General features: G+C 43.6%; 14 protein-coding genes. 3 read left to right on the plus strand and 11 right to left on the minus strand.

Annotation, left to right across the window (positions count from 1 at the left end; translation table 11 throughout):
* The 5 genes from A3CY_RS0104455 to A3CY_RS0104475 form a co-directional block, all read right to left on the minus strand.
* On the minus strand, positions 1-3387 hold the full coding sequence (locus A3CY_RS0104455) for a SusC/RagA family TonB-linked outer membrane protein (protein ID WP_155828180.1): 3387 nt from the start codon (positions 3385-3387) through the stop codon (positions 1-3).
* A 322-nt stretch (positions 3388-3709) separates the two neighbouring features.
* Complete coding sequence (locus A3CY_RS0104460; protein ID WP_009135471.1) at positions 3710-3931, minus strand: DUF2795 domain-containing protein; 222 nt, start codon at positions 3929-3931, stop codon at positions 3710-3712.
* Between the two features lie 163 nt (positions 3932-4094).
* Entirely contained in the window at positions 4095-5882 is a 1788-nt protein-coding gene (locus A3CY_RS0104465; protein WP_018336705.1) for a chloride channel protein, read from the minus strand.
* 24 nt (positions 5883-5906) lie between these two features.
* The gene (locus A3CY_RS0104470) at positions 5907-7019 is read right to left on the minus strand and encodes a DUF4831 family protein (protein WP_026207299.1); all 1113 of its coding nucleotides are present in this window, start codon (positions 7017-7019) and stop codon (positions 5907-5909) included.
* 11 nt (positions 7020-7030) lie between these two features.
* The gene (locus A3CY_RS0104475; protein WP_026207300.1) at positions 7031-8551 is read right to left on the minus strand and encodes a bifunctional ADP-dependent NAD(P)H-hydrate dehydratase/NAD(P)H-hydrate epimerase; all 1521 of its coding nucleotides are present in this window, start codon (positions 8549-8551) and stop codon (positions 7031-7033) included.
* Positions 8552-8681: 130 nt separating this feature from the next.
* Here A3CY_RS0104475 and A3CY_RS0104480 point away from each other — a divergent pair, with 130 nt between their 5' ends.
* The gene (locus A3CY_RS0104480; RefSeq protein ID WP_018336708.1) at positions 8682-10241 is read left to right on the plus strand and encodes a peptide MFS transporter; all 1560 of its coding nucleotides are present in this window, start codon (positions 8682-8684) and stop codon (positions 10239-10241) included.
* A 210-nt stretch (positions 10242-10451) separates the two neighbouring features.
* Here A3CY_RS0104480 and A3CY_RS0104490 read toward each other — a convergent pair whose 3' ends face one another.
* From A3CY_RS0104490 to proS, 3 genes are all read right to left on the minus strand, one after another.
* A complete protein-coding gene (locus A3CY_RS0104490) occupies positions 10452-11330 on the minus strand; it encodes a DUF3078 domain-containing protein (RefSeq protein WP_018336709.1) in 879 nt (292 codons plus the stop codon).
* 161 nt (positions 11331-11491) lie between these two features.
* On the minus strand, positions 11492-12715 hold the full coding sequence (gene pepT / locus A3CY_RS0104495) for a peptidase T (protein ID WP_018336710.1): 1224 nt from the start codon (positions 12713-12715) through the stop codon (positions 11492-11494).
* Positions 12716-12733: 18 nt separating this feature from the next.
* Positions 12734-14209: a proline--tRNA ligase gene (proS, locus tag A3CY_RS0104500; protein ID WP_018336711.1), complete on the minus strand. Its 1476-nt coding sequence runs from the start codon at positions 14207-14209 to the stop codon at positions 12734-12736.
* 258 nt (positions 14210-14467) lie between these two features.
* Between proS and A3CY_RS0104505 the strand changes: the two genes are divergently transcribed.
* Positions 14468-15649 (plus strand): hypothetical protein, encoded by a 1182-nt coding sequence (locus A3CY_RS0104505; RefSeq protein ID WP_018336712.1) that lies wholly within the window; start codon positions 14468-14470, stop codon positions 15647-15649.
* Between the two features lie 23 nt (positions 15650-15672).
* On the plus strand, positions 15673-17175 hold the full coding sequence (locus A3CY_RS0104515; protein ID WP_018336713.1) for an OmpP1/FadL family transporter: 1503 nt from the start codon (positions 15673-15675) through the stop codon (positions 17173-17175).
* Positions 17176-17243: 68 nt separating this feature from the next.
* Here the strand turns inward: A3CY_RS0104515 and A3CY_RS0104520 are convergent, their stop codons facing one another.
* From A3CY_RS0104520 to A3CY_RS0104530, 3 genes are read right to left on the minus strand one after another with little or no spacing between them, the layout of a single operon-like run.
* A complete protein-coding gene (locus A3CY_RS0104520) occupies positions 17244-18797 on the minus strand; it encodes a PKD-like family lipoprotein (protein ID WP_018336714.1) in 1554 nt (517 codons plus the stop codon).
* A gap of 23 nt (positions 18798-18820) precedes the next feature.
* Positions 18821-19504, minus strand: coding sequence for a DUF4843 domain-containing protein (locus A3CY_RS21870; protein ID WP_018336715.1), 684 nt, complete (start codon positions 19502-19504; stop codon positions 18821-18823).
* 19 nt (positions 19505-19523) lie between these two features.
* Positions 19524-20957 (minus strand): RagB/SusD family nutrient uptake outer membrane protein, encoded by a 1434-nt coding sequence (locus tag A3CY_RS0104530; RefSeq protein WP_018336716.1) that lies wholly within the window; start codon positions 20955-20957, stop codon positions 19524-19526.
* Positions 20958-20965: the final 8 nt, after the last annotated feature.

The raw sequence follows: 20965 nt of genomic DNA on the forward strand, positions 1-20965 counted from the left end.
TCAAAATCCAAGATTAATTCCAAACGCCACGGAACGAGTGATCGGATAAGTCGTACCCGGAGTCTCCGGATCGATCCCCGAGTAATTAGTAAACGTGAAGAAGTTGCTCATCATCAACGAGAAGTTCAAAGAAGATACTCCCAACTGGTCCAACCACTTCCGAGGCAAGCTATAATTTAAAGTAATATCCCGTATGCGGAGGAAAGAAACATCCTCCAGGAAACTTCCGATAGTAATCGATGACAAGACAGGATTGTATTGATCCAAATACAGCTTCTCCCCGAACGCATCGACAATTCTCGGATATTTTGCATCCGTATGGGTCTTTGTCCAACGATTGATCATTTCCCGTCTTACATTCAAATGATTACGATATAGATCACTATATACTGTCTGTGGTTTTTCCTTCGCTTCAGACGAATAAGAAACCTTTTCATAACTCGCTGGAGAAGTTATTCGGTTATCTACTTTTGCCCCGAAAGAATACGATCCCCCGACCGTAAGCGACAAAGTCCGGTAAGAGAACCGAAAATTAAACCCTCCTGCAACAGGTGCAATAGAAGTGCCTAAATAATAACGGTAATTAACTAGAGTTTTTAAATCAAAAGCCTTCTCTATCTTGGCATCAAGACGCATATAATAAGTATAAACCCCGTCGTACGGGTCGATACCCATTTCTTTACCCCCGAAAATAGCTTCCAGCGGATACCCGACATATTTTCCCTCGCTAATCGTTCCGTTAGGAGAAGAATATTTCGATAGCACATTTCGATTCCATGCTATATTACCGGAAAAATGCCACTTAAAATCACGGGTATTGATAATCTTCACGCCAAGAGTTGCCTCCACCCCTTTATTCTCTATTTCGGATGAATTATAGCTTTGAGTGTTAAACCCGGTAGAGGAAACCACCCGAACCCGAGAGATAACATCGGAACTTCTCCGCCAATACCCTTCGACCAATCCCGTGATACGCTCATCGAATAAACCAAATTCCAATGCCACTTTCATATCTCTGGTTTTCTCCCAACGCAACTTAGGATTGGGAGCCGTTTGAATAGACCCGGTAGCATGATTGTGCCAGTACTTCGCACCATCCTTTATCACAAGATATTTCAAAATGCCCGGAACGACATTTCCCGTGTAACCGGTAGCCACCCGAAGGGTCAAACGATTCAACACGGGTTTCAGCGACTGCATAAAAGGTTCACTGTCGGCGTGCCAAGCTGCCCCTAAAGACCAAGTAGGATTGAATTGTTCGTCACTACCGAAATTATTCGATCCATCCATACGAAATGAGGTGTTCAGTATATAACGTTCCAGATAAGTATATTCCGCCGACGCATAAAAAGAAGCATACGTACTTTCCGAACGACTCATCCCCGATAAGTTATCAATCAATGTCGTGTACCAAGTACCACCGAAATCCTCCGGGTAAGGATTCTCGGGCATACTCGTGTTCCCCGTTTTCTCGTCATATCCATAACGCTTGACAGCTACACGTTTGCTCTTGGAACCGCGAAGTTCCGCCCCTAGCAACACGTTCAGGTAATGGCGATCCGAGTAAGAATCCGAGTACGAGAACTGTCCCCTGGCATTATATTGCTCCCCGTCAGCTGACGATTGAGTTATAGAACCGTATAAATTCTGCGTTTTCTTATTATAATCAAAAGCAAGCCGATCCACGAAAGCGGCATAAGACTCACGTCCCAGAATATTTTCTTCTTTATTATTCGTGTAACCGTAAGAAACTAACCCGGAAAATGACAACTGTTTCATAATTTGAAAATCCAAACTAAATTGCCCCGATGCCGAAAACTTTTTCCCCTCGCTGGAAGTTTTCTCCATTTCCCGCAAAATATTAAACCCTGCCGTGGGTAAATTTTCCAGAGAAACCGTACCTTCATTTATTGCCGTCAGGTTGAAATAGGTCATGTCCGGACGAAAACTTCCGTCCTCGTTATAAGGTCGCTCGTAGGGATTGGCAAAATAAGCGTACTTGAACGGGTCTACATTCATACTCGGACTTTTAGAGATCAAATTGGATATTCTTACACCTATCCCTAATTTCATCCGCTTGGACGGATTCGTTGAAACCCGAAGATTCATCGAGTAACGATCATAACCGCTCTCCTTCAACAATCCCTCCTGGCTCGCATACCCCAGGGAAGCGTAATAGGTAGATGTCGGATTTCCACCCGAGAAAGAAAGATTATGCGTCATATTAAAAGAATTTCTGAATATAACGTCAAACCAATCCGTCGAATGGGAAGCTAAATCTTGGATATACGCATCTTGCTCACTCTTCGTCATCGCCTCAAAACCATCATCCGTCCACAGAGCCCCGTTACGCCCGAGTTTGTTCGCCCGTAACATTCCCACAATACCGACTACCGGGTATTGTGTTTCATTGTTTGCATACTTTTCTGCCGCAAACTCATCCCACAATTCCTGTTCCCACGCCAATTTTTCGGAAGCATTCATCAACCCGGCATCACGCTGAGGTTTCAGTCCGATACCAAAATGTGCGGAGTAACTCGTACGCATCTTACCGGGCTGTCCCTGCTTGGAATTAATCACGACAACCCCTCCGGCAGCACGGGAACCATAGATTGCCGTTGCGGCAGCATCCTTTAAAATCGTGATACTCTCGATGTCATTCGGATTAATCCCTGCCACACCATTGACAAATATTTCATTGAAATTCTCGGATTTTATCTGAGACAGATCAAATTTAGGCAGTTCATCCTGCAAGGGCACACCGTCCACTATCCACAGGGGTTCGGCACTCCCGGTTATCGTGTTCGTACCCCGAATCCGAATCTTTGAAGATTCTCCGGGACGTCCCATATTGGTAACCACAACACCAGCAACCAAGCCCTGTAACAGATTATCCACCGATACCGGAATCCTGTTCTCTAAAGCATCGCTTTTTATCACGGCTATCGACCCTGCTGCCCTGCGTTTGGTGGTTGTTCCGTACCCCGTGATAACCACCTCGTCCAACTCGCCGATTTTCTCTTCCATAACCACGTGAAGCTCTTTCTTGAAATCCTTTACCACGATCTCCTGCTTCTCCATACCTATAAAAGAAAAGATCAAAATGACTTCCTTTTGTTCTGGGAGGTCAATGACAAAATGTCCTTTAATATCGGTTACGCCTCCCAGCTTTGTTCCCTTAATCAACACGGTAACGCCCGGCAGAGGTTCTCCTTGAACATCTTTTACCGTACCTTGTAAGCGCACCTGTTTCACCTTCTCCTGTTGTGTCTGATAATCAAAAGACTCTCTCGATTTTTCTTCCGAAAACCCATCTAAACTCAGGGTTATCAACAAAAAAATCAACAAAGAGAGTCCCATTACCCTACATTTCAACTTCTTTTTCATAGATTTGTAGCGTTTAATTTGTTAAACATTATCGGAATGGCAGATAATTGTAGCTAGCTATCTGTCATTCTTTTTATTCACATTCCAATCACATTTTTCCTTATCTCAACTTCCATAGATACATTCACAATCTCCTACAAATATTCATTTTTACAAAATTCAACTTCAATATTTAATTGCCTGCAAATGTCAATATTATCCATGAAAACTACAATCCCCATATATTATGAAATAAAATATAAAATTCCCTATCTATGATGAATAAAAAAACGAACCACCCCTCACGAGGTGGTTCGTTTTTCTTACAACCGTCAAAAATCAATCAGTACTCATCCTCGTTAAAGAAGAAGTCATCTTTACTTGGATAGTCTGGCCAAATATCTTCAATACTCTCGAAAATCTCTTCATCATCCTCAATATCCTGAAGATTCTCAATAACTTCCATAGGTGCCCCTGAACGAATGGCGTAGTCTATCAACTCATCTTTTGATGCAGGCCAAGGTGCATCTTCCAATTTTGAGGCAAGTTCCAGTGTCCAATACATAGTTATATCGTTTATATAGTTTTTTCTATTTTGCCGCGAATATATACTTTATTTCTAATAATACAACCTCTTTATAATATAGAAGGAATTATTTAGAAACATTACAAGTAACATATCCTCCATCCTAATAACGGGAATGTGGCTAAATAGTTACATTCGCCCCTTATTCATCATCCGAGAAATGGATAAGCACCTTACGATAAGTATTGAATATCTTTGCTTTAGAAACGAATCCCAAGTACTGGTGATCTTGCAGGACGGGTAAATTCCATGCCCCGGAATCCTCGAACTTTTTCATCACCACCTCCATCGAATCATTTATATCGATAACCACGGAAGGAGTCGTCATGAAATCCCTCACGTAGGTCTTGGAATACATATCCTGATTGAACATCACCTTACGAATATCATCTAATAACACGATCCCCAACAATTGTTGCCGCTCGTTTAACACCGGAAACAAATTACGGCTAGATTTAGAAACCACCTTCACCAAATCGCCCAGCGTGGCATCTACCCCTATCGTCTTGAAATCCGTTTCCACCACTTTGTTCAATTTCATTAAAGTCAATACCGCCTTATCCTTGTTATGCGTCAGCAAATCGCCCTGTATAGCCAACCGACGGGCATAAATGGAATAAGGTTCCATCCCTTGGCTCGTCAAATAAGAAATGACGGAAGTCAACATCAAAGGTAGGAACAAAGCATATCCCCCCGAGATCTCCGCTATCAGGAACATTGCCGTCAAAGGAGCCTTCATCACCCCTGACATTGTGCCCGCCATACCCGCCAGCACGAAATGACTCGGTTCCACGTGACGTATTCCACTCAAGTTAATCAACATGGCTACCAAAAAACCGGCAACGCCCCCGGTAAACAAACTCGGGGCAAACACACCACCGACACCACCACTACCGTTCGTCAATGCTGTTGCAATTACCTTCACGAAGATTAATCCGATCACGAAAAGAATCAGCATCCAAGTACTATCCCGAAACCCGAAGAAATACGTGTTATTCAACAATTTATCGGAATGTCCTGCCATCAAATCGTCCAAGGCTGTATAACCTTCCCCGTATAACGGAGGAAAAATAAAAATAACCACGCCCAACAAAGCCCCACCGATAGCTATCCGTTTCCAAATATTTTCCACCCGCCCGATCAACTGCTCTATCCGGATATTCATCCGCACGAAATACACGGACAACACTCCGGAAAAAACACCCAGTATCACGTAATACGGGAAATTAGCCATCACAAACTTATCGGTAATCTGATAGGAAAACACGAAACCGTCCCCCATCAGGAAGAAAGTCACCACGTATGAAGTGATCGCCGTAAACATAAGGGGTACCAGTGAAGCCATGGTCAAATCGAGCATCAGCACCTCCAACGTGAAAACAATCCCGGCGATAGGCGCCTTGAATATCCCGGCAATGGCACCTGCCGCACCACACCCGATCATCAATGTCATCACTTTATAGTTCATCCTGAACAACCGGGCAAGGTTCGACCCGATAGAAGCCCCTGTCAACACGATGGTTGCCTCCGTCCCGACCGAACCACCGAACCCGATAGTCAAGGTACTGGCAATCATCGACGAGTAATTGTTATGCGGTTTAATCATACTATTCCGCCGGGAAATAGCATACAGGACTTTAGTTACCCCGTGGCTGATTCCGTCCTTCACGAAAAACTTCACGAACAAAGTCGTGAGCAAAATACCAATAACCGGGTACACGAAGAAAAACAAGCTACCGCTATCCACCTGCATCCGTTCCGTAAAAAACATATGAGTAAAATGCACCATATTCTTCAACGTCACTCCCGCCAACCCAGTCACAACCCCCACCAGGATACTCAAGATCACTATAAATTGCTTCTCTTTGATGTTGCGCACACGCCACACCAAAAACTTCCCCAGTAATCCCTTTTCGTTAATTTCCGCCATAAACCGAATTGTAAATGCTTGAAGCTATTTCTTTACCACACCTTTCAACGAACCGTATTGCGGGTAAAATTCGATAGCTATGCCCTCGTTATTGACCACATCCAAGGGGAATTGCTTGATCACACCCAATTGCGGAATGATAGCCCGGACGGTCATCAAAGTTTCTTTCCCCTTCATCAGGCAAAGATCAGCAGTCACCGGCTCCCGGTAAAATATAGAAGGTATCGGACGGACGGATTCCTTTTGCGGTGTTTCCTGTTTCCGTATCAGAATATTTCGTAACTCAACGATATAAGGTTGGGCGGAAACATTATTCTTAGCAGTCACACCTTCCTCCCCGGAGAAACGGAATAAAACAACGGATTCATCCGCTTTCTCGGGCACGTACGTGAAAGTACGGGTAACCTCACGCCTTATCTTTTTTCCCATAAATAGACTCAAGTAATTCTGTTCCAATTCGTCCAACGCTTTCAACGCCTCGGCAGTAGCCATCCCTTTCGTCAAAAGTTCCAAGCGCTTTTTCCGGATGGCAAATATATCTTCCGTGATCTCACTCGCGTAATCTTTTTCTTCTTTCAGCACATGACGCTCGATCGGATCCCACACTTTGCGAATCTCCCCTTCTACTTCCATTTCCGTAAAATTGGAATCCAGCACCTCTTTTTTCGTGGAACGCAGCCCAAAACGAATATAATCAATATCGGCATTTGTGTCTTCCACCTCGCTCGTGTACGTAAGCTCTCGCTCCCGGCTCTCGTTGGTAGCTCCGCTTCCCAGCCCAGCGAGGAAACCTTCCGGGGTCACATTTATCAATATCGAATTGTACTCACCCGTGGCGTTCAGCGTGTACATGGCTTTCGTGTCCGGCAAAGCCTTCGGCACAAAACGAATATTTTTGATTGTCCACGCCTCGTCGGGGAGCATTATTTCTGGTTGTACCCCCAATTGTTCTTGGGCATACTTGCGGAAAGGTCCCGGTACAGACTCCACACATTCCATCGTCACCACAACATCATAACCGATCTTCGGCAAAGCATAATCCACTGACACAGGAGTAGTTAATTCTCTCTTCTTCTGTCCTAAAACCGCAAGGGATGCCAATCCCATCAACCCGATAATCAATAAAAGTCGTTTCATCTCGTTTATCACTACTTTGCAATATTATTACATGTTTCCATCTTTTTCCACACCAATCCCAGCTTATCCGCGATGTCACCTGCCCGGACTCCCCTCATTCCCTGTTCTTCTGCCGCCAAGTCACCAGCCTTGCCGTGGGCATAAACACCGATCATGGCGGCATCCAACGGTTCGTGTCCGCTTGCCAGCAAAGCGGCTATAATTCCGGTCAACACATCACCAGCCCCTCCTTTTGCCATTCCCGGGTTGCCTGTCATGTTAAAATAACAATTTCCCTCGGGAGAGGCAATCACCGTATGCGCACCTTTTAGTACAACATACACTTGATGCAGACCTGCAAAGGTGCTTAATTTATTTAATCTATCAAAATCATTTTCACTTTTTCCTGCTAATCTTTCAAATTCTCTCGGATGAGGCGTCAGGATGGCACCCCGGGGAAGCAACTCCAACAAATCGGCATTGGCAGCAATCAAGTTCAAGGCATCGGCATCCAGCACCATCTTTCCCTTCCACTTTTTCAAAAGCTGGCGCAACCCCAACCCTACCACGGGAGCCACACCCAAGCCCGGTCCCACGCCAATCGCTTGCACCCCGCACAGATCTTCCACCATCGAGAAACAATAGTCACTCTGGTCCACCTCCACCAACGCCTCGGGCACGACAAGATGAATCATCTGCTTCAACGAGCGAGGCACATGCACCGTCAACAAACCCGTGCCCGAGCGAATAGCCCCCTTCGCCGCCAACACCGCCGCTCCCGGCATCTCGGGAGAACCCGCTATTAATAAAGTATTCCCCAGCGTGCCCTTGTGCGAGAATTTACCGGGCACCAGCAACCGGGATGCCACTGCTTCCTCCGTCAAGTAATACCACGGGGATTCCCGTTCTCGCAAAATATCCGGGTGCAAACGAATATCCAGCACCTCCACCCGACCGACGTACTTGCCATTCTCCGGGAACATGAACGCCAACTTGGGAAACTGGAACGTGAACGTGCAATCAGCCTCCACAATCGCCCCGTCATTCTTGCCGTTATCCTCACCGAACAAGCCGGACGGGATATCTATCGCCGCCACCCTGTGGGGCAACTCGTTTACTTTCCGGATAATATCACCCAAGAATCCGGTTACCGGACGATTCAACCCCGCACCAAAAATCGCATCAATGATAACACAACCTTCATCCGGCGCAAAATCTTCCACTTTTTCTACCTCAATACAAGTACCCCCATCCAGGATAAAAAGCTCCCTGTTCACAGCACAATCGGGCGATAACTGCTTCCCTGGACATAAATCAAACACTTTGACTGTCAACTCCATTTCATTCAACAATCTCGCCACGGCGTACCCGTCACCCGCATTATTGCCAGTACCAGCCAAAATGTTAAAAATATGGCTATTTGAAAAAAAAATCAATAATTTTCGAGTTAATAAACTAGCCGCTCTTTCCATCAAATCCAATGACGTTACCGGCTCATTATCAATTGTGTACTTATCAAGTTCCGACACTTCGGATATCTTGAAAATTTTCATGCATTCATTCTTCATAGTATAGTTCAAACGTTTTCAGCGACTAAAGATAAAAAAATAAATTATATTTGCGTGCTGTTAGTGCGAATGAAATAATTTTAAATTAATCAATACAAATCAAAAACAAAAGTTTATGTTTAAAAATCATCCTAAAGGGTTGCTTACAGCCGCCCTAAGTAACATGGGAGAACGTTTCGGCTACTACATCATGAATGCCGTGTTAGTGTTGTTCCTGTGTTCTAAATTTGGTCTGAGTGAAGCTGCCAGTGGTACTATTTACTCTTTCTTTTACGCTGGTATATACATTTTAAGCCTTATCGGTGGTCTTATCGCAGACCGCACACAAAACTACAAAGGAACCATCAAGACCGGTCTTGTAGTTATGGCAGCAGGATACATTATTCTTTCTATTCCTATCCTCGCTACATCGGCAAACACGACTTGGTTGTTGACTCTTACTTGTTTTGCCTTGTTCCTTATTGCATTCGGTAACGGTTTGTTCAAAGGTAACTTACAGGCAATCGTGGGTCAAATGTATGATAATTATGAAACGGAGGCAGCCAAAGAAGGTCCGGAAGCTCTTAAACTTGCAAAAAGCAAAAGAGATTCAGGTTTCCAGATCTTTTATGTATTCATCAACGTAGGTGGTTTGATTGCCCCGTTCATTGCTCCTGTTTTACGCCAATGGTGGTTGGGTGTGAACGGCTTCTCTTACAATGCACAACTTCCGGCACTTTGCCACGAGTATATTAACAATGCTGCCGCTATGGCACCCGAAGCTCTTGCAAACTTGCAACAACTTATGACTGCCGCCGGGGGAACGATTACCGATTTGGCAACCTCTTGCTATCAATACCTGCAAATTTTCAATGAAGGTATTCACTATTCATTCATTGCATCTGTTGCAGCCATGCTTATCTCTCTTGTTATTTTCTTTGTTTCTCAAAAAACTTTCCCAAATCCGGCAAAGAAAGCTGCAACACAGAGCATAGACTATACCCCTGAGGAGAAAGCTGCTATGGCTAAAGAGATTAAACAGAGAATGTACGCATTATTTGCCGTTTTAGGTATCGTTATATTCTTCTGGTTCTCATTCCATCAGAACGGTATGTCCCTTTCATTCTTTGCACGTGATTTCGTAGATTCTTCAGCTGTTGCACCTGAAGTATGGCAAGCAATCAACCCCTTCTTCGTGATTGTCCTTACCCCCATAATCATGGCAATCTTTGGATTCCTTGCAAGACGCGGTAAAGAAATTTCAACTCCGAGAAAGATCGCAATTGGTATGTTCATTGCGGGAATGGCATTCTTGTTCCTTGCTATTTTCTCAATGATGAAAGGTTATCCTTCTGCTGACTCATTCAAATTACTTCCCATTGCAGAGCAAATGGCAAGTAAGGCACACTGGTGGGTTCTTATTGTTACCTACTTCTTCCTGACAGTCGCAGAGTTGTTCATCTCGCCTCTTGGATTATCATTTGTATCAAAAGTTGCTCCCAAGAGTATGCTTGGTTTATGTCAAGGTCTATGGTTAGCAGCGACCGCCCTCGGTAACCTTCTACTTTGGATTGGTCCTCTTATGTACAACGCATGGCCGATCTGGCAGTGCTGGATGGTATTCTTGATCGTATGCCTTGTATCCATGGGCGTTATGCTTGGTATGGTAAAATGGCTTGAAAGAGTTACAAAATAAGCAACAACTTCAATCATATAAAAAAGAGTTCGGGGTCCCCGAACTCTTTTTTTTGAAAACATAAACCCATATCGCATTCACGAGCGCATTTTTCTAGTAACAACCCGGCAAAGACTATCCGACCGGACATAAAAATAGGTTGTCGACCATTCATAGACCGACAACCTATCCTATTAAAAAATACGGGGTTTATAAGCTTCTATCTTGCAACTAAAAATGAATCTGCAACCCTACACCCAACACTTCTTTAAATTGCACTCTCGGTCCCGCAGACCCATCCTTTTGAGCAATCTTCACGTCATTATCGTACAATAAATTTGTAGATAGCGTTGTTGAAAACCATTTATTAATAGCCATATTCAATTGCACGTCCCAGCGGACATCAATATTCTGCGGATCTTCAAGGTAGTTGGAATACAATTCCAAACGAGAATAAATCGTCATATTTTGCAAAAACTCGTAATTTACTTCAGCTTTCAAGTTAGCACCGAACTCTGACAGTAAATGTTTTCCCTTGTCCACGCCGAAAGCACCTTCATCCGACAAACGTTTGTTCGCCACGATAGTTCCCCGCCATGAAGCAGGTGTAAAAGTTACGGAAAATATTTTATTTGGATTCCACGTGGCACCAACACCAATAACTAAATACCCGGGTGCCATGAATTTCGAAATAAAATCAGAATCCTCAATATTATAATCATATCCCTTGGCAAACTGCGTGTTAAAGTTCAACAAGGCACTCCAATACAATGATTTATACATTTGATAACCGTATGTAGAAGCAAAATAAATCTTATCGTTTGTCTTCCGGGCGCTTTTCCCGTCGTTCTTTGTCAAACCGTATCCTAACTCCAAACGATTTTGCCATAGTTGACGATCTCGCTTAAAATCGGCACTGTACGTTATCTGACTGTCAAATGCCATCGCAGACTCACCTCCGGCAGACCAACTGCTTAAACTCACTTGCGTCAATTTCAACCCGAAATATCCTGCTTTATTCCACGCCGTATCTCTCACCGGCTGCGCATCCAATTGCCCCCATCCCAACAGGAACAAGGCAATACATAAAAATCCTCTCATCATATACATTATTAATTTATCCAATTAACATTTAATTTCACAAAAGTAATCTTTTCCGATTAAACGTGAAACAATACCGATAGGTTATAAAAAAATGTCCCAAAGTTTAACTTGAGACATTATTTCTTTATCAACTCCGACTTTCAAACTCAGGATAGCGTTCTAACCAATTATATTTTAGCGGAAAACTCGGATATTTTCACGATCAATTTAACCGCTTTCTCCATGGATGAAACGGGTATATACTCGTAACGCCCATGAGAATTATGCGCTCCATTGGACAGGTTTGGCGTCGGTAGTCCCATAAAAGACAGTTTCGCCCCGTTGGTTCCACCCCGGATTGGCACGATCAAAGGTTTAATACCTAATTCCGCCATCGCTTGTTTGGCGATTTCCACGATATACCTTACCGGTTCGAGCCGTTCTTTCATGTTGGCGTACTGGTCTTTCATATCCAGCAATACCGGCAGGTCATATTTCCGGGTAAATTCCCGAACCCCATTTTCGATAACACCTTTCCGCCACTCGAAAGTTTCCTTGTCAAAATCGCGAATCAATATTTCAAGAACCGTTTCTTCTACCGTACCTTTTATCGAATAGATATGAAAAAATCCCTCGTAACCGGAAGTATACTCGGGAGCATCCTTCTTCGGAAGACCCGCCATAAACTCATTAGCGACCTTGATAGAATTCACCATCTTATTCTTGGCATAACCGGGATGGAAATTCCTCCCTTTGAATGTCAAACGGGCTAAAGCGGCATTAAAATTCTCGCACTCTAGTTCTCCGATCTCTCCTCCATCCAGCGTATAGGCAAACTTGGCCCCGAATTTCTTCAAGTCAAAATGGTCTACCCCCTCCCCGATTTCCTCGTCCGGAGTAAAGCAAACAGCGATTCTCCCGTGTTTGATTTCCGGATGCCGTATCAGGTATTCCATTGCCGTCAAAATCTCGGCAATACCGGCTTTATCATCTGCCCCGAGAAGCGTGTTTCCGTCGGTCACGATCAAGTCTGTCCCCACGTAATTCAACAATTCAGGAAAATCATCCGGGGATAACGTGAATCCTTTCTCTTTATTCAGAAGAACATCTACTCCCTTATAACTCTCTATAATTTGCGGCTTCACGTGTTTGCCCGTCATATCCGGACTGGTATCCATGTGGGCGATAAAACCGATGGAAGAACACTCCTTATCCGTATTCCCGGGGACGAAACCCATCACGTACCCGTAATCATCCACCGACACGTCCTGCATACCTATCGCCTGCATCTCTTCACAAAGAAGATAAGCAAACTCCAATTGTCCCGGCGTACTCGGAACCAACCCGGTTTCCCGATCCGACTCCGTGTGTATCTTCGCATACCTAAGAAAACGCTCAACTACTGGCAACATATATTAATTCTGTGATTATTAATAAGCTCTCGCTATCAACACCCTCCTGTGGGACGGTTTCCCGGTCACCATACATTTGCCTTCCTCCTCGGGCGCATCGAACGGAATACAACGAATGGTAGCTTTCGTTTCGTTCTTGATGAGTTCTTCCGTTTCCGGGGTTCCATCCCAGTGACACAAGAAGAAACCGCCCTTCGTGTCAAGCAACGTCTTGAATTCCTCGTAAGAATCCACTTTCGTTATCCTCTTGGAACGACGCTCCAAAGCCAATTTGTATATATTTTCTTGAATCTCATCCAACAATTGCTCGATATGCAATTCAATTCCTTCCAACGGCAAAGTTTCCTTCGTTAGAGTATCGCGACGAGCCACTTCAATTGTTCCATTCTCCAGATCACGTTCTCCCATGGCAAGGCGCACAGGAACACCTTTTAACTCGTAATCGGCAAACTTCCAACCCGGTTTTTGAGTATCCCGGTCATCGAATTGCACGGTAATTCCGGCTTTACGCAACTTCTCGATTACCCCGCTAATCGCTTGACGTATTCTTTCCAGTCCCTCCATGCTTTTGTAAATCGGCACGATTGCCACTTGTAGCGGAGCCAGTTTCGGGGGCAACACCAAACCGTTATCATCAGAATGCGACATGATCAATGCTCCCATCAAACGGGTAGAAACCCCCCATGACGTAGCCCACACGTACTCTTGTTTCCCCTCTTTCGTGGTATATTGCACATCAAATGCCTTGGCAAAATTCTGTCCCAAGAAATGAGAGGTACCCGCTTGTAGCGCCTTTCCGTCCTGCATCATCGCCTCGATGGTCAAAGTATCCAACGCCCCGGCAAAACGCTCGGTTTCACTCTTGTGTCCCATGATGACAGGCATCGCCATCCACTTCTCGGCAAACTCGGCATACACCCGGATCATCTTGTTCGCTTCCTCGATCGCCTCTTCCTTTGTAGCGTGAGCCGTGTGACCTTCCTGCCACAAGAACTCAGCCGTGCGCAAGAACATACGGGTACGCATCTCCCAGCGCATCACATTAGCCCATTGGTTACACAAGATCGGGAGATCACGATAAGACTGAATCCAATTCTTGTAAGTATTCCAAATAATCGTCTCGGAAGTCGGACGAATAATATATTCTTCTTCCAATTTGGCAGCCGGATCAACCACCACACCGCCTCCATTGGGATCATTTTTTAAACGATAATGAGTTACGACCGCACATTCCTTAGCGAATCCTTCCACGTGGTCAGCTTCTTTTGAAAAGAAAGACTTGGGAATCAACAAGGGGAAATAAGCATTGCAATGCCCGGTATCCTTGAACATCTGGTCTAACTGATGCTGCATCTTTTCCCATATGGCGTAACCGTAAGGCTTAATCACCATACATCCTCTTACCGCTGAATTCTCTGCTAATCCGGCTTTTACCACCAGATCATTGTACCATTGTGAATAATTCTCTTCTCTTGAAGTTAAAAACTTAGCCATCTCATTATTTTTTGATAAAACAAGTGCAAATTTACAACAAAAACTAGGATTTCCGATTTTTATTTTCTATTTTTATGAAGATAAAGATAAAATACCTGCCATCAAAATAAGTTACAAGCCACTGACGTACTGGTTTAGGACTTATTAGCATGAAAGTAGTAGAAATACAAAGAACGTGGTACACATTTTGTTATATTACAAGTAAACCAAAACACTCAGAATTTGTCATAGGATAAGAAAGGAAATAAATTTACAGCCATGAAGATAGCGTTATTCATCTCAGCATTAGCAGTCATATTCAGTGCCTGCTCTTCCTCGCAAAACTTTACAAGGGCGCAGGAAGACGATATTTACTATGTCCCCGGCAAGCGTTCTCTTTTTGTACAGGAAGTCAAAAAGAAAACTGGCGTGGACATCGTAGCGGACAGAACTTCATCTTCTCGAGAGAACACGGCAAACGATAAAACATACCCGAAGGAAAACGACAACAGCGTGAATCCCAAATCTCACGCCATAGGTATGGCTCGTTATGCCACGGAAAAGCAAGTACAGAAAGAAGAAGAACGGACAGGACAAACCGTTTCCAGAATCGCAATACCGGAAGGCGACGGGTACTGGCTCGGGGGATTCAAAGGTTCCGATAATGATCTGGAAGAATGCGTTCGCATCATGAATCGTTACCCGGAAGGCTTCGCTTATTTCGGTAACGGATACGAGATCGCTCAAAACCTCTCGTTCAGTCCGGACTGGAACGTGTTCACGTTAAACGGTCGTTACTGGTGGTTCCCGACAAACTCGAATATTTCATTATACAACGAACTGATTTTTGGAAACTACCCGAAATACGCTTGGACTATGATATGGAACGATCCCCGTTTCGATAGTTTCGCGTGGAGTAATCGTGTTTCCTTCGGTTGGGACCGTTGGGGATGGAGAGGTTCCTTCGGCTGGGGTAGCGGCTGGGGATACGACCCCTTCTGGAACAATTACGGATACTACGGTTTTTATGACCCCTGGGGATGGAATTCATGGGGACCGAATTACGGTTACTATCCGGGATGGGGTTATCCGCACTGGGGACATCGCCCCGGATGGGGACACCACGGACCAAATTGGGGACATCATCGTCCGGGTTGGGGTGGTTCGATAGAAAGACCGACAGCCTCGACTACTCGCTACGCTCCTAAAAAGCAATACACGAGCAATCGCAACGCCCGGTCGTACAGCACCTACTCCCGAACTTCAAGAAGTTCCAGTACCAGCAGAAACAGTAGTTTCGATCGTGGCAATTCAGGTTCTACCCACAACCCGTCATACAACTCCGGAAGTTATTCCAGAGGGAACAGTAGCGGTGGCTCATATGGCAGTAGTTCTTCTTCCCGTTCAAGCAGTGGCAGAAGCGGATCAGTTGAGCGTACTAACACGGGTAGCAGAAGATAATGTCTAAATTAATACTTTAGGATATGAAAATATTATATATACTGCCGGTTCTATTTCTCTTCACCTTGTCGGCTTCGGCACAAAGTGAAGAAGACGCCCTCAAATTCTCCAGAATACTCCCGTTCGGTTCTGCAAGAGTAACCGCCATGGGAGGGGCATTCACGGCTCTAGGCGGAGATTTAACCACTTTGTCAATGAACCCCGCGGGAATCGGGGTCTTTCGTAAATCGGAATTCAGTTTTACTCCCATGATGGACTTCGCCCATTCCAAAACCAAGGGAATCGACAACGAAAAGAATATGTTCATTCTAAGTAATGCAGGTCTGGTATTATCATTCAGCCCGAATAGCAAAACATTGAAGAACTTCAATATCGGTTTTAACTATTCAACACTGAATAATTTTAACCGGAACACATTTCAAGGCTATTACGAAACGAACGGCAACTCCTCGTTAGCCAACGTGTGGAAAGAAGAAGCCGACGGGAAATCCCCGAAACAGCTAAACGATTTCACCACAGGACTGGCTTATGATGCCTATATGCTTTATCTAAGCAAAGAAGACATCGAAAACGGGAATTACGATTACGAGAACCCCATCCGGGAAACCGACCAGTTACAACATTACAAATACACGAGGGAACGCGGATACCAGGGTGAATACGCCATATCGCTTGGAGGTAATCTCAGTGACAAATTCTATTTCGGGGCAACCCTCGGGATTCAGTCACTCCACTACAAATCATTCTCCGTCTACACGGAAGAAATTATTGGTGACAACATCACGAATAAGTTAGAAAAATTCAGTATGTACCAAGACTTCACGAGTAGCGGTACGGGATTAAACTTCAAAGCGGGATTCATATTCCGTCCTATCCCGGCAATCCGCATCGGTGCAGCCATCCATACCCCGACGTATTATAATATCGACGCTTTTGCCGAAAACAACGTATCTGCTTTATTCACGGAGAAACCCGTTGAAGATGCAAAGGTGGAACCCGGTTTCCAGTATGGCAACTCTGCATGGACAGAATACTCGTACAAACTAAAAACCCCATGGCGAGTGATGGCTGGTGTAGCAGTTGTACTCGGTCAACGGGCTATCATCAGTGGTGATTATGAGTACGTGGATTACACGGCGGCTAAATTCTCTGATGATGACGCCAAAAACGAATACCTAGAAACGAATAATGTAATCAAGAACATTTACAAAGCCACTCATAATTTCAGAGCTGGTGCCGAATACCGTTTCAGTAGCGTTTTCTGTATCCGAGGAGGATACGCCCTTTCCGCTTCCCCGTATACCAAAGGGGAAATGAACGAAGATAACGATATCCAAATATATTCCGGTGGTCTGGGAGTAAATCTCGGTTCATTTTACGCCGACGCCTCTTTCATGCACAAACAATCAGATCTCAAAGGGTTATTCTATTACTATGAATCCCCCAACGGTACGATCGAATCTCCGGAATTCAAAACGAAATTCTATAACAACGAATTCCGCTTGACACTAGGCTTAAGATTCTAATAAATAAACGTTATAAAAATAAGAGAGGCTACCCGAATACGAATAGCCTCTCTTTACAAACTGAAACTTTAAAAATTCGCAACACTCCCATATTTAAAATTCACCTCGAGTATTTCCCCAAAACCGGATATTTCTGTTACAAAAGACTTCTCATTCGCAACACTCCAGCTTTTAGACAAATCATAAAGTATTAATGAACCATTTTCCAAACCGATTCCCACCGTACTATTCGTTCGTCCCAACTTTCCATGATCCAACGACATGATTTTGTAATCAAACGCCTTATACAATTTCGGTTCCCCCAATCCTTTAGATTTACGTTCCACGTAGTAAAGAGAATTGGGTTCATTTTGTGCAGAATAAAGCACGTAAGATTTAATCATTCCCATGTAAGGATCGTTTAATATACAGAACTTACTATCTACACCCATATTAGCCGGACAAATAATATTCTCGTAAGTAATCGTAGCGGAAGGACTCGTACGCCCATTAAATTCAACAACAAACTCCAACGCCTCCAATCCTCCCGAAGGATTTTTCATGATACAGAAATAAGTATAATCTGTGTCCCAGGAATAAAAAGGTTTAATGAATTTAGATGTCACTATTTCGTATCCTTTCCAATCATTTACCCCATCCTTTGCGGGAAAAGAAAGTATATCTCCCGCCCGATCACCAAAATATTGAGTATTCCAATCATAATCGGTATTCACAACTAGAAAGCGACCGTTCTTCTTATCAAACAACATCGCCATTTTTGACTTATGCTGGCATAATGTCATTGATGAAACAATTAACTCTTCTCCCTCGAACTTCACGGGCAAATCACTAAAACGCCCCGTGTAGTAACCCTTACCATTCTTTCGCATGTAAAGTCGCCCGTCATCAGCTAATAAATAATCGACAAAACCGCAATATAAAGCATTTTTAAATCGTATGCCGGAAGGTATTTCATCGCCTATCCATTCTTGATTCAACGACACGGTTTTAGCCAAACTCTTACCATCCATGGAAAAACATTTGGACGGATCGGCATCCAAATACATCACCTCCCCCACAATATTTGTCTTTTCTGTAGACCAATATTCCAACACGCCAAGTGGACTTATCGCCTCGATTTCATCCATCACGTTCATATAAGGAGTATATATATATGACGGACTAGCAGGTTTCTCGTTCACCACATGTAAACGCACCTTTCCAACCTCCCTGTCCAACACGGTCCATGCTCGTTCAAAAGGTTCAAGCAACATAATAAAGAAGCTATACACATCAGCGTTATCAGCTGAATTACGTCTAATCATCAACGTTCCACTCGCTGTAGATTTCGATATATTGCATTCCCATTCCAATACCTTCTCTTGCGAAACAGATTTTCCGTCAATAAACCATTCGTACGATAAATCTTCCGGGTTGTCATATTCCACGTACGGAACAATACGCAAGGTCTGTCCTTGAACAACCTCATAAGGTTGATTTTCCTTAAAAGCGTGTTCATCTTCGTCATTTATCAGAAGAACAGGCTTTTTCAGTTCTTTATAATCTGTATTCGTGTCATCCTTGAAACATGAACAACATAACGTAAAGAACAACACGAAGATTAATAATATATTCTTTCTCATAACATCATTTTTACACGTTAAAACTAACCAATAACCGGTACCGTTACCACTCCTCCATTCTCGTCATAAAGAGGTTTTCCGAGAGATTCCAAATAATACTTGAATTGCCTAGCATAATACAACTTCTCACTGGCTTCCAATGCCCCGTAATCGCCAGCATAAATGTGATTCACGAATTCTGTTAACTTAACTTCCGACCACGTTCCCAAATAAGAGTCTACAACCTCTTGTGACCACCATTCAGGTTTATCGATCTTGTGAGTATACGTGATTTTAATCTCCAAAGAATCTCGGGTCGAAGCCTCAAAACTTGCGTTACTGATAAGCCGCAAACAAAGATCTACACTTTGCTCTTTCAACCGCTCACTATCAATAAGCATCACTCGAAGCGTATCTTGATAAAAATCAGCTCGAAACGGTTGTTCCAAAAGGACATCATATTCCCCAGCAACGGCAGTCGTTTTATCTGCTATAATCTCCCAAGCAACAGTCGCATTTTCCTCCAACTTCGCACCCACGTATTTCACCGGAATCAACACCTCGTGGCGATCACTTCCCTGACTATACATGAAAGAATAACTAAGCGTATTTTCCCCATAAGGAAATTGGATAAATCTCGAATCAGTAAAGAATGAAATCTCATCTTCCTGGCAAGAAGTCCCGTAAAACATGAGAAATACAATAACAATATAAATACAATTCTTCATAACATTCACGTTTAAATTATTAAATGGCACTTTCACTCGTGGGTTTGGGCAATACCAATTTCCCTTTCGCATCCACTTTCCCCTTAGAGGTATAGATTTTATTCAAGCGCTTGAACATAAAGAGTATTTGTCCTTCACTAATCAAATCTTTGCGAGCATCATTCACTAATTTATCCATCACCACACCAGCCGCTAAATCTACTTGCAAAGCTTTTCCACCTCGGGCTTTCCTTACCATGTTAAGCACCTGTACAGCATGCTCAACATCTTCAACATACAAATAACATTCGGCTGCAATATAACATATCTCACTCAAGCGGATGAGAGGAACGTATCCCGTGTACGCTTCTTTGCCCCGGTCTTCCATATATTTTACCACGATGTTATGATCAAGCAAATCCTCCCGCTTATCGTAATCATCGGCAGCTTCACCCGGGTCAAACAACGCGGGATCTTCCACGTAAAGCGTTGCCCGTTCGCCACTGGAATAATTGGCATATCCCTCAACCATCTTCGAATAGTTCAAGCAAAACAATACCCCATCCATCATTTTAGGATCAGAAGCGATATTATTTCCTTCCGTCAAACGCAATGTACCATTCTCTACCAAATGGACAATTTCCAGGGCTTGTTTCATTGCCAAATCATATTGTCCCGCATACAAGTAAACTCGGGCAAGCAAACCAGTCACTGCATAATAATTCAAACGGGTTCCGCGAAACGCATAAAACTTTCCCCAGTCAGGCATGGTTGACTTTGTCAAGCGCATTTCCGTATTCGTGATAAATGTCTTATTTCCTTGTAAAGTATCAAAAGTCGCTAACAAATCTTTACTCATTTTCAAATCCTTGACAATCTTCTCTAATACTTCATTCGTAGGTATTGCTGGATTGAATATCATAGGATATTGGGTCACGTAAGGTATGTAACTACCGGTCGCATCAAGGAGTGGAGCTTGCGCAAAAACCCTCAACATATCAAAATGTATAAAAGCTCGTAAAGCAAGAGCTTCTCCCATAAGTACATTCTTTTCCAACTGCCCGTTATCAAAAAATGTTGAATCCTGCTGTTCTATATGTTCTATCAAATTATTAGCTCGAGCTATTCCCCGGTAACCATTCTCCCAAATCGAACTACCAACCGACCTCACTTCCTTCGTATCATAATTAAAATCACGCATAGCGATAAATCCTTTATGCTCGTCAACATTGTCTGTCAATGTATAAACACCAGCCCAAGCATCCATGGCACCCCACGAAAGATGACGTCCGTAAAGTTCTGGCTCTCCTATATTATAATATATACCGTTTAGCACAGAATAGAAACCTTTCGTGTTCTTATACATTTCATCTTCGGCAATATCCGTTTCCGGCTCCACTTCCAACCAGGCATTACAGGAAGCCATCCCAAATGCTATCACCAATAATCCTATTTTTCTGAATATATTCTTCATAACTATCG

The sequence above is a fragment of the Butyricimonas synergistica DSM 23225 genome, from assembly GCF_000379665.1.
Taxonomy (GTDB): domain Bacteria; phylum Bacteroidota; class Bacteroidia; order Bacteroidales; family Marinifilaceae; genus Butyricimonas; species Butyricimonas synergistica.

Coding starts and splice junctions, on each gene's coding strand:
- A3CY_RS0104530 (WP_018336716.1), bottom strand. CDS start 20,957: ATGAAGAATATATTCAGAAAAATAGGATTATTGGTGATAGCATTTGGG.
- pepT (WP_018336710.1), bottom strand. CDS start 12,715: ATGTTGCCAGTAGTTGAGCGTTTTCTTAGGTATGCGAAGATACACACG.
- A3CY_RS0104455 (WP_155828180.1), bottom strand. CDS start 3,387: ATGAAAAAGAAGTTGAAATGTAGGGTAATGGGACTCTCTTTGTTGATT.
- A3CY_RS0104475 (WP_026207300.1), bottom strand. CDS start 8,551: ATGAAAATTTTCAAGATATCCGAAGTGTCGGAACTTGATAAGTACACA.
- A3CY_RS0104505 (WP_018336712.1), top strand. CDS start 14,468: ATGAAGATAGCGTTATTCATCTCAGCATTAGCAGTCATATTCAGTGCC.
- A3CY_RS0104470 (WP_026207299.1), bottom strand. CDS start 7,019: ATGAAACGACTTTTATTGATTATCGGGTTGATGGGATTGGCATCCCTT.
- A3CY_RS0104520 (WP_018336714.1), bottom strand. CDS start 18,797: ATGAGAAAGAATATATTATTAATCTTCGTGTTGTTCTTTACGTTATGT.
- A3CY_RS0104490 (WP_018336709.1), bottom strand. CDS start 11,330: ATGTATATGATGAGAGGATTTTTATGTATTGCCTTGTTCCTGTTGGGA.
- A3CY_RS21870 (WP_018336715.1), bottom strand. CDS start 19,504: ATGAAGAATTGTATTTATATTGTTATTGTATTTCTCATGTTTTACGGG.
- A3CY_RS0104480 (WP_018336708.1), top strand. CDS start 8,682: ATGTTTAAAAATCATCCTAAAGGGTTGCTTACAGCCGCCCTAAGTAAC.
- A3CY_RS0104515 (WP_018336713.1), top strand. CDS start 15,673: ATGAAAATATTATATATACTGCCGGTTCTATTTCTCTTCACCTTGTCG.
- proS (WP_018336711.1), bottom strand. CDS start 14,209: ATGGCTAAGTTTTTAACTTCAAGAGAAGAGAATTATTCACAATGGTAC.
- A3CY_RS0104465 (WP_018336705.1), bottom strand. CDS start 5,882: ATGGCGGAAATTAACGAAAAGGGATTACTGGGGAAGTTTTTGGTGTGG.
- A3CY_RS0104460 (WP_009135471.1), bottom strand. CDS start 3,931: ATGTATTGGACACTGGAACTTGCCTCAAAATTGGAAGATGCACCTTGG.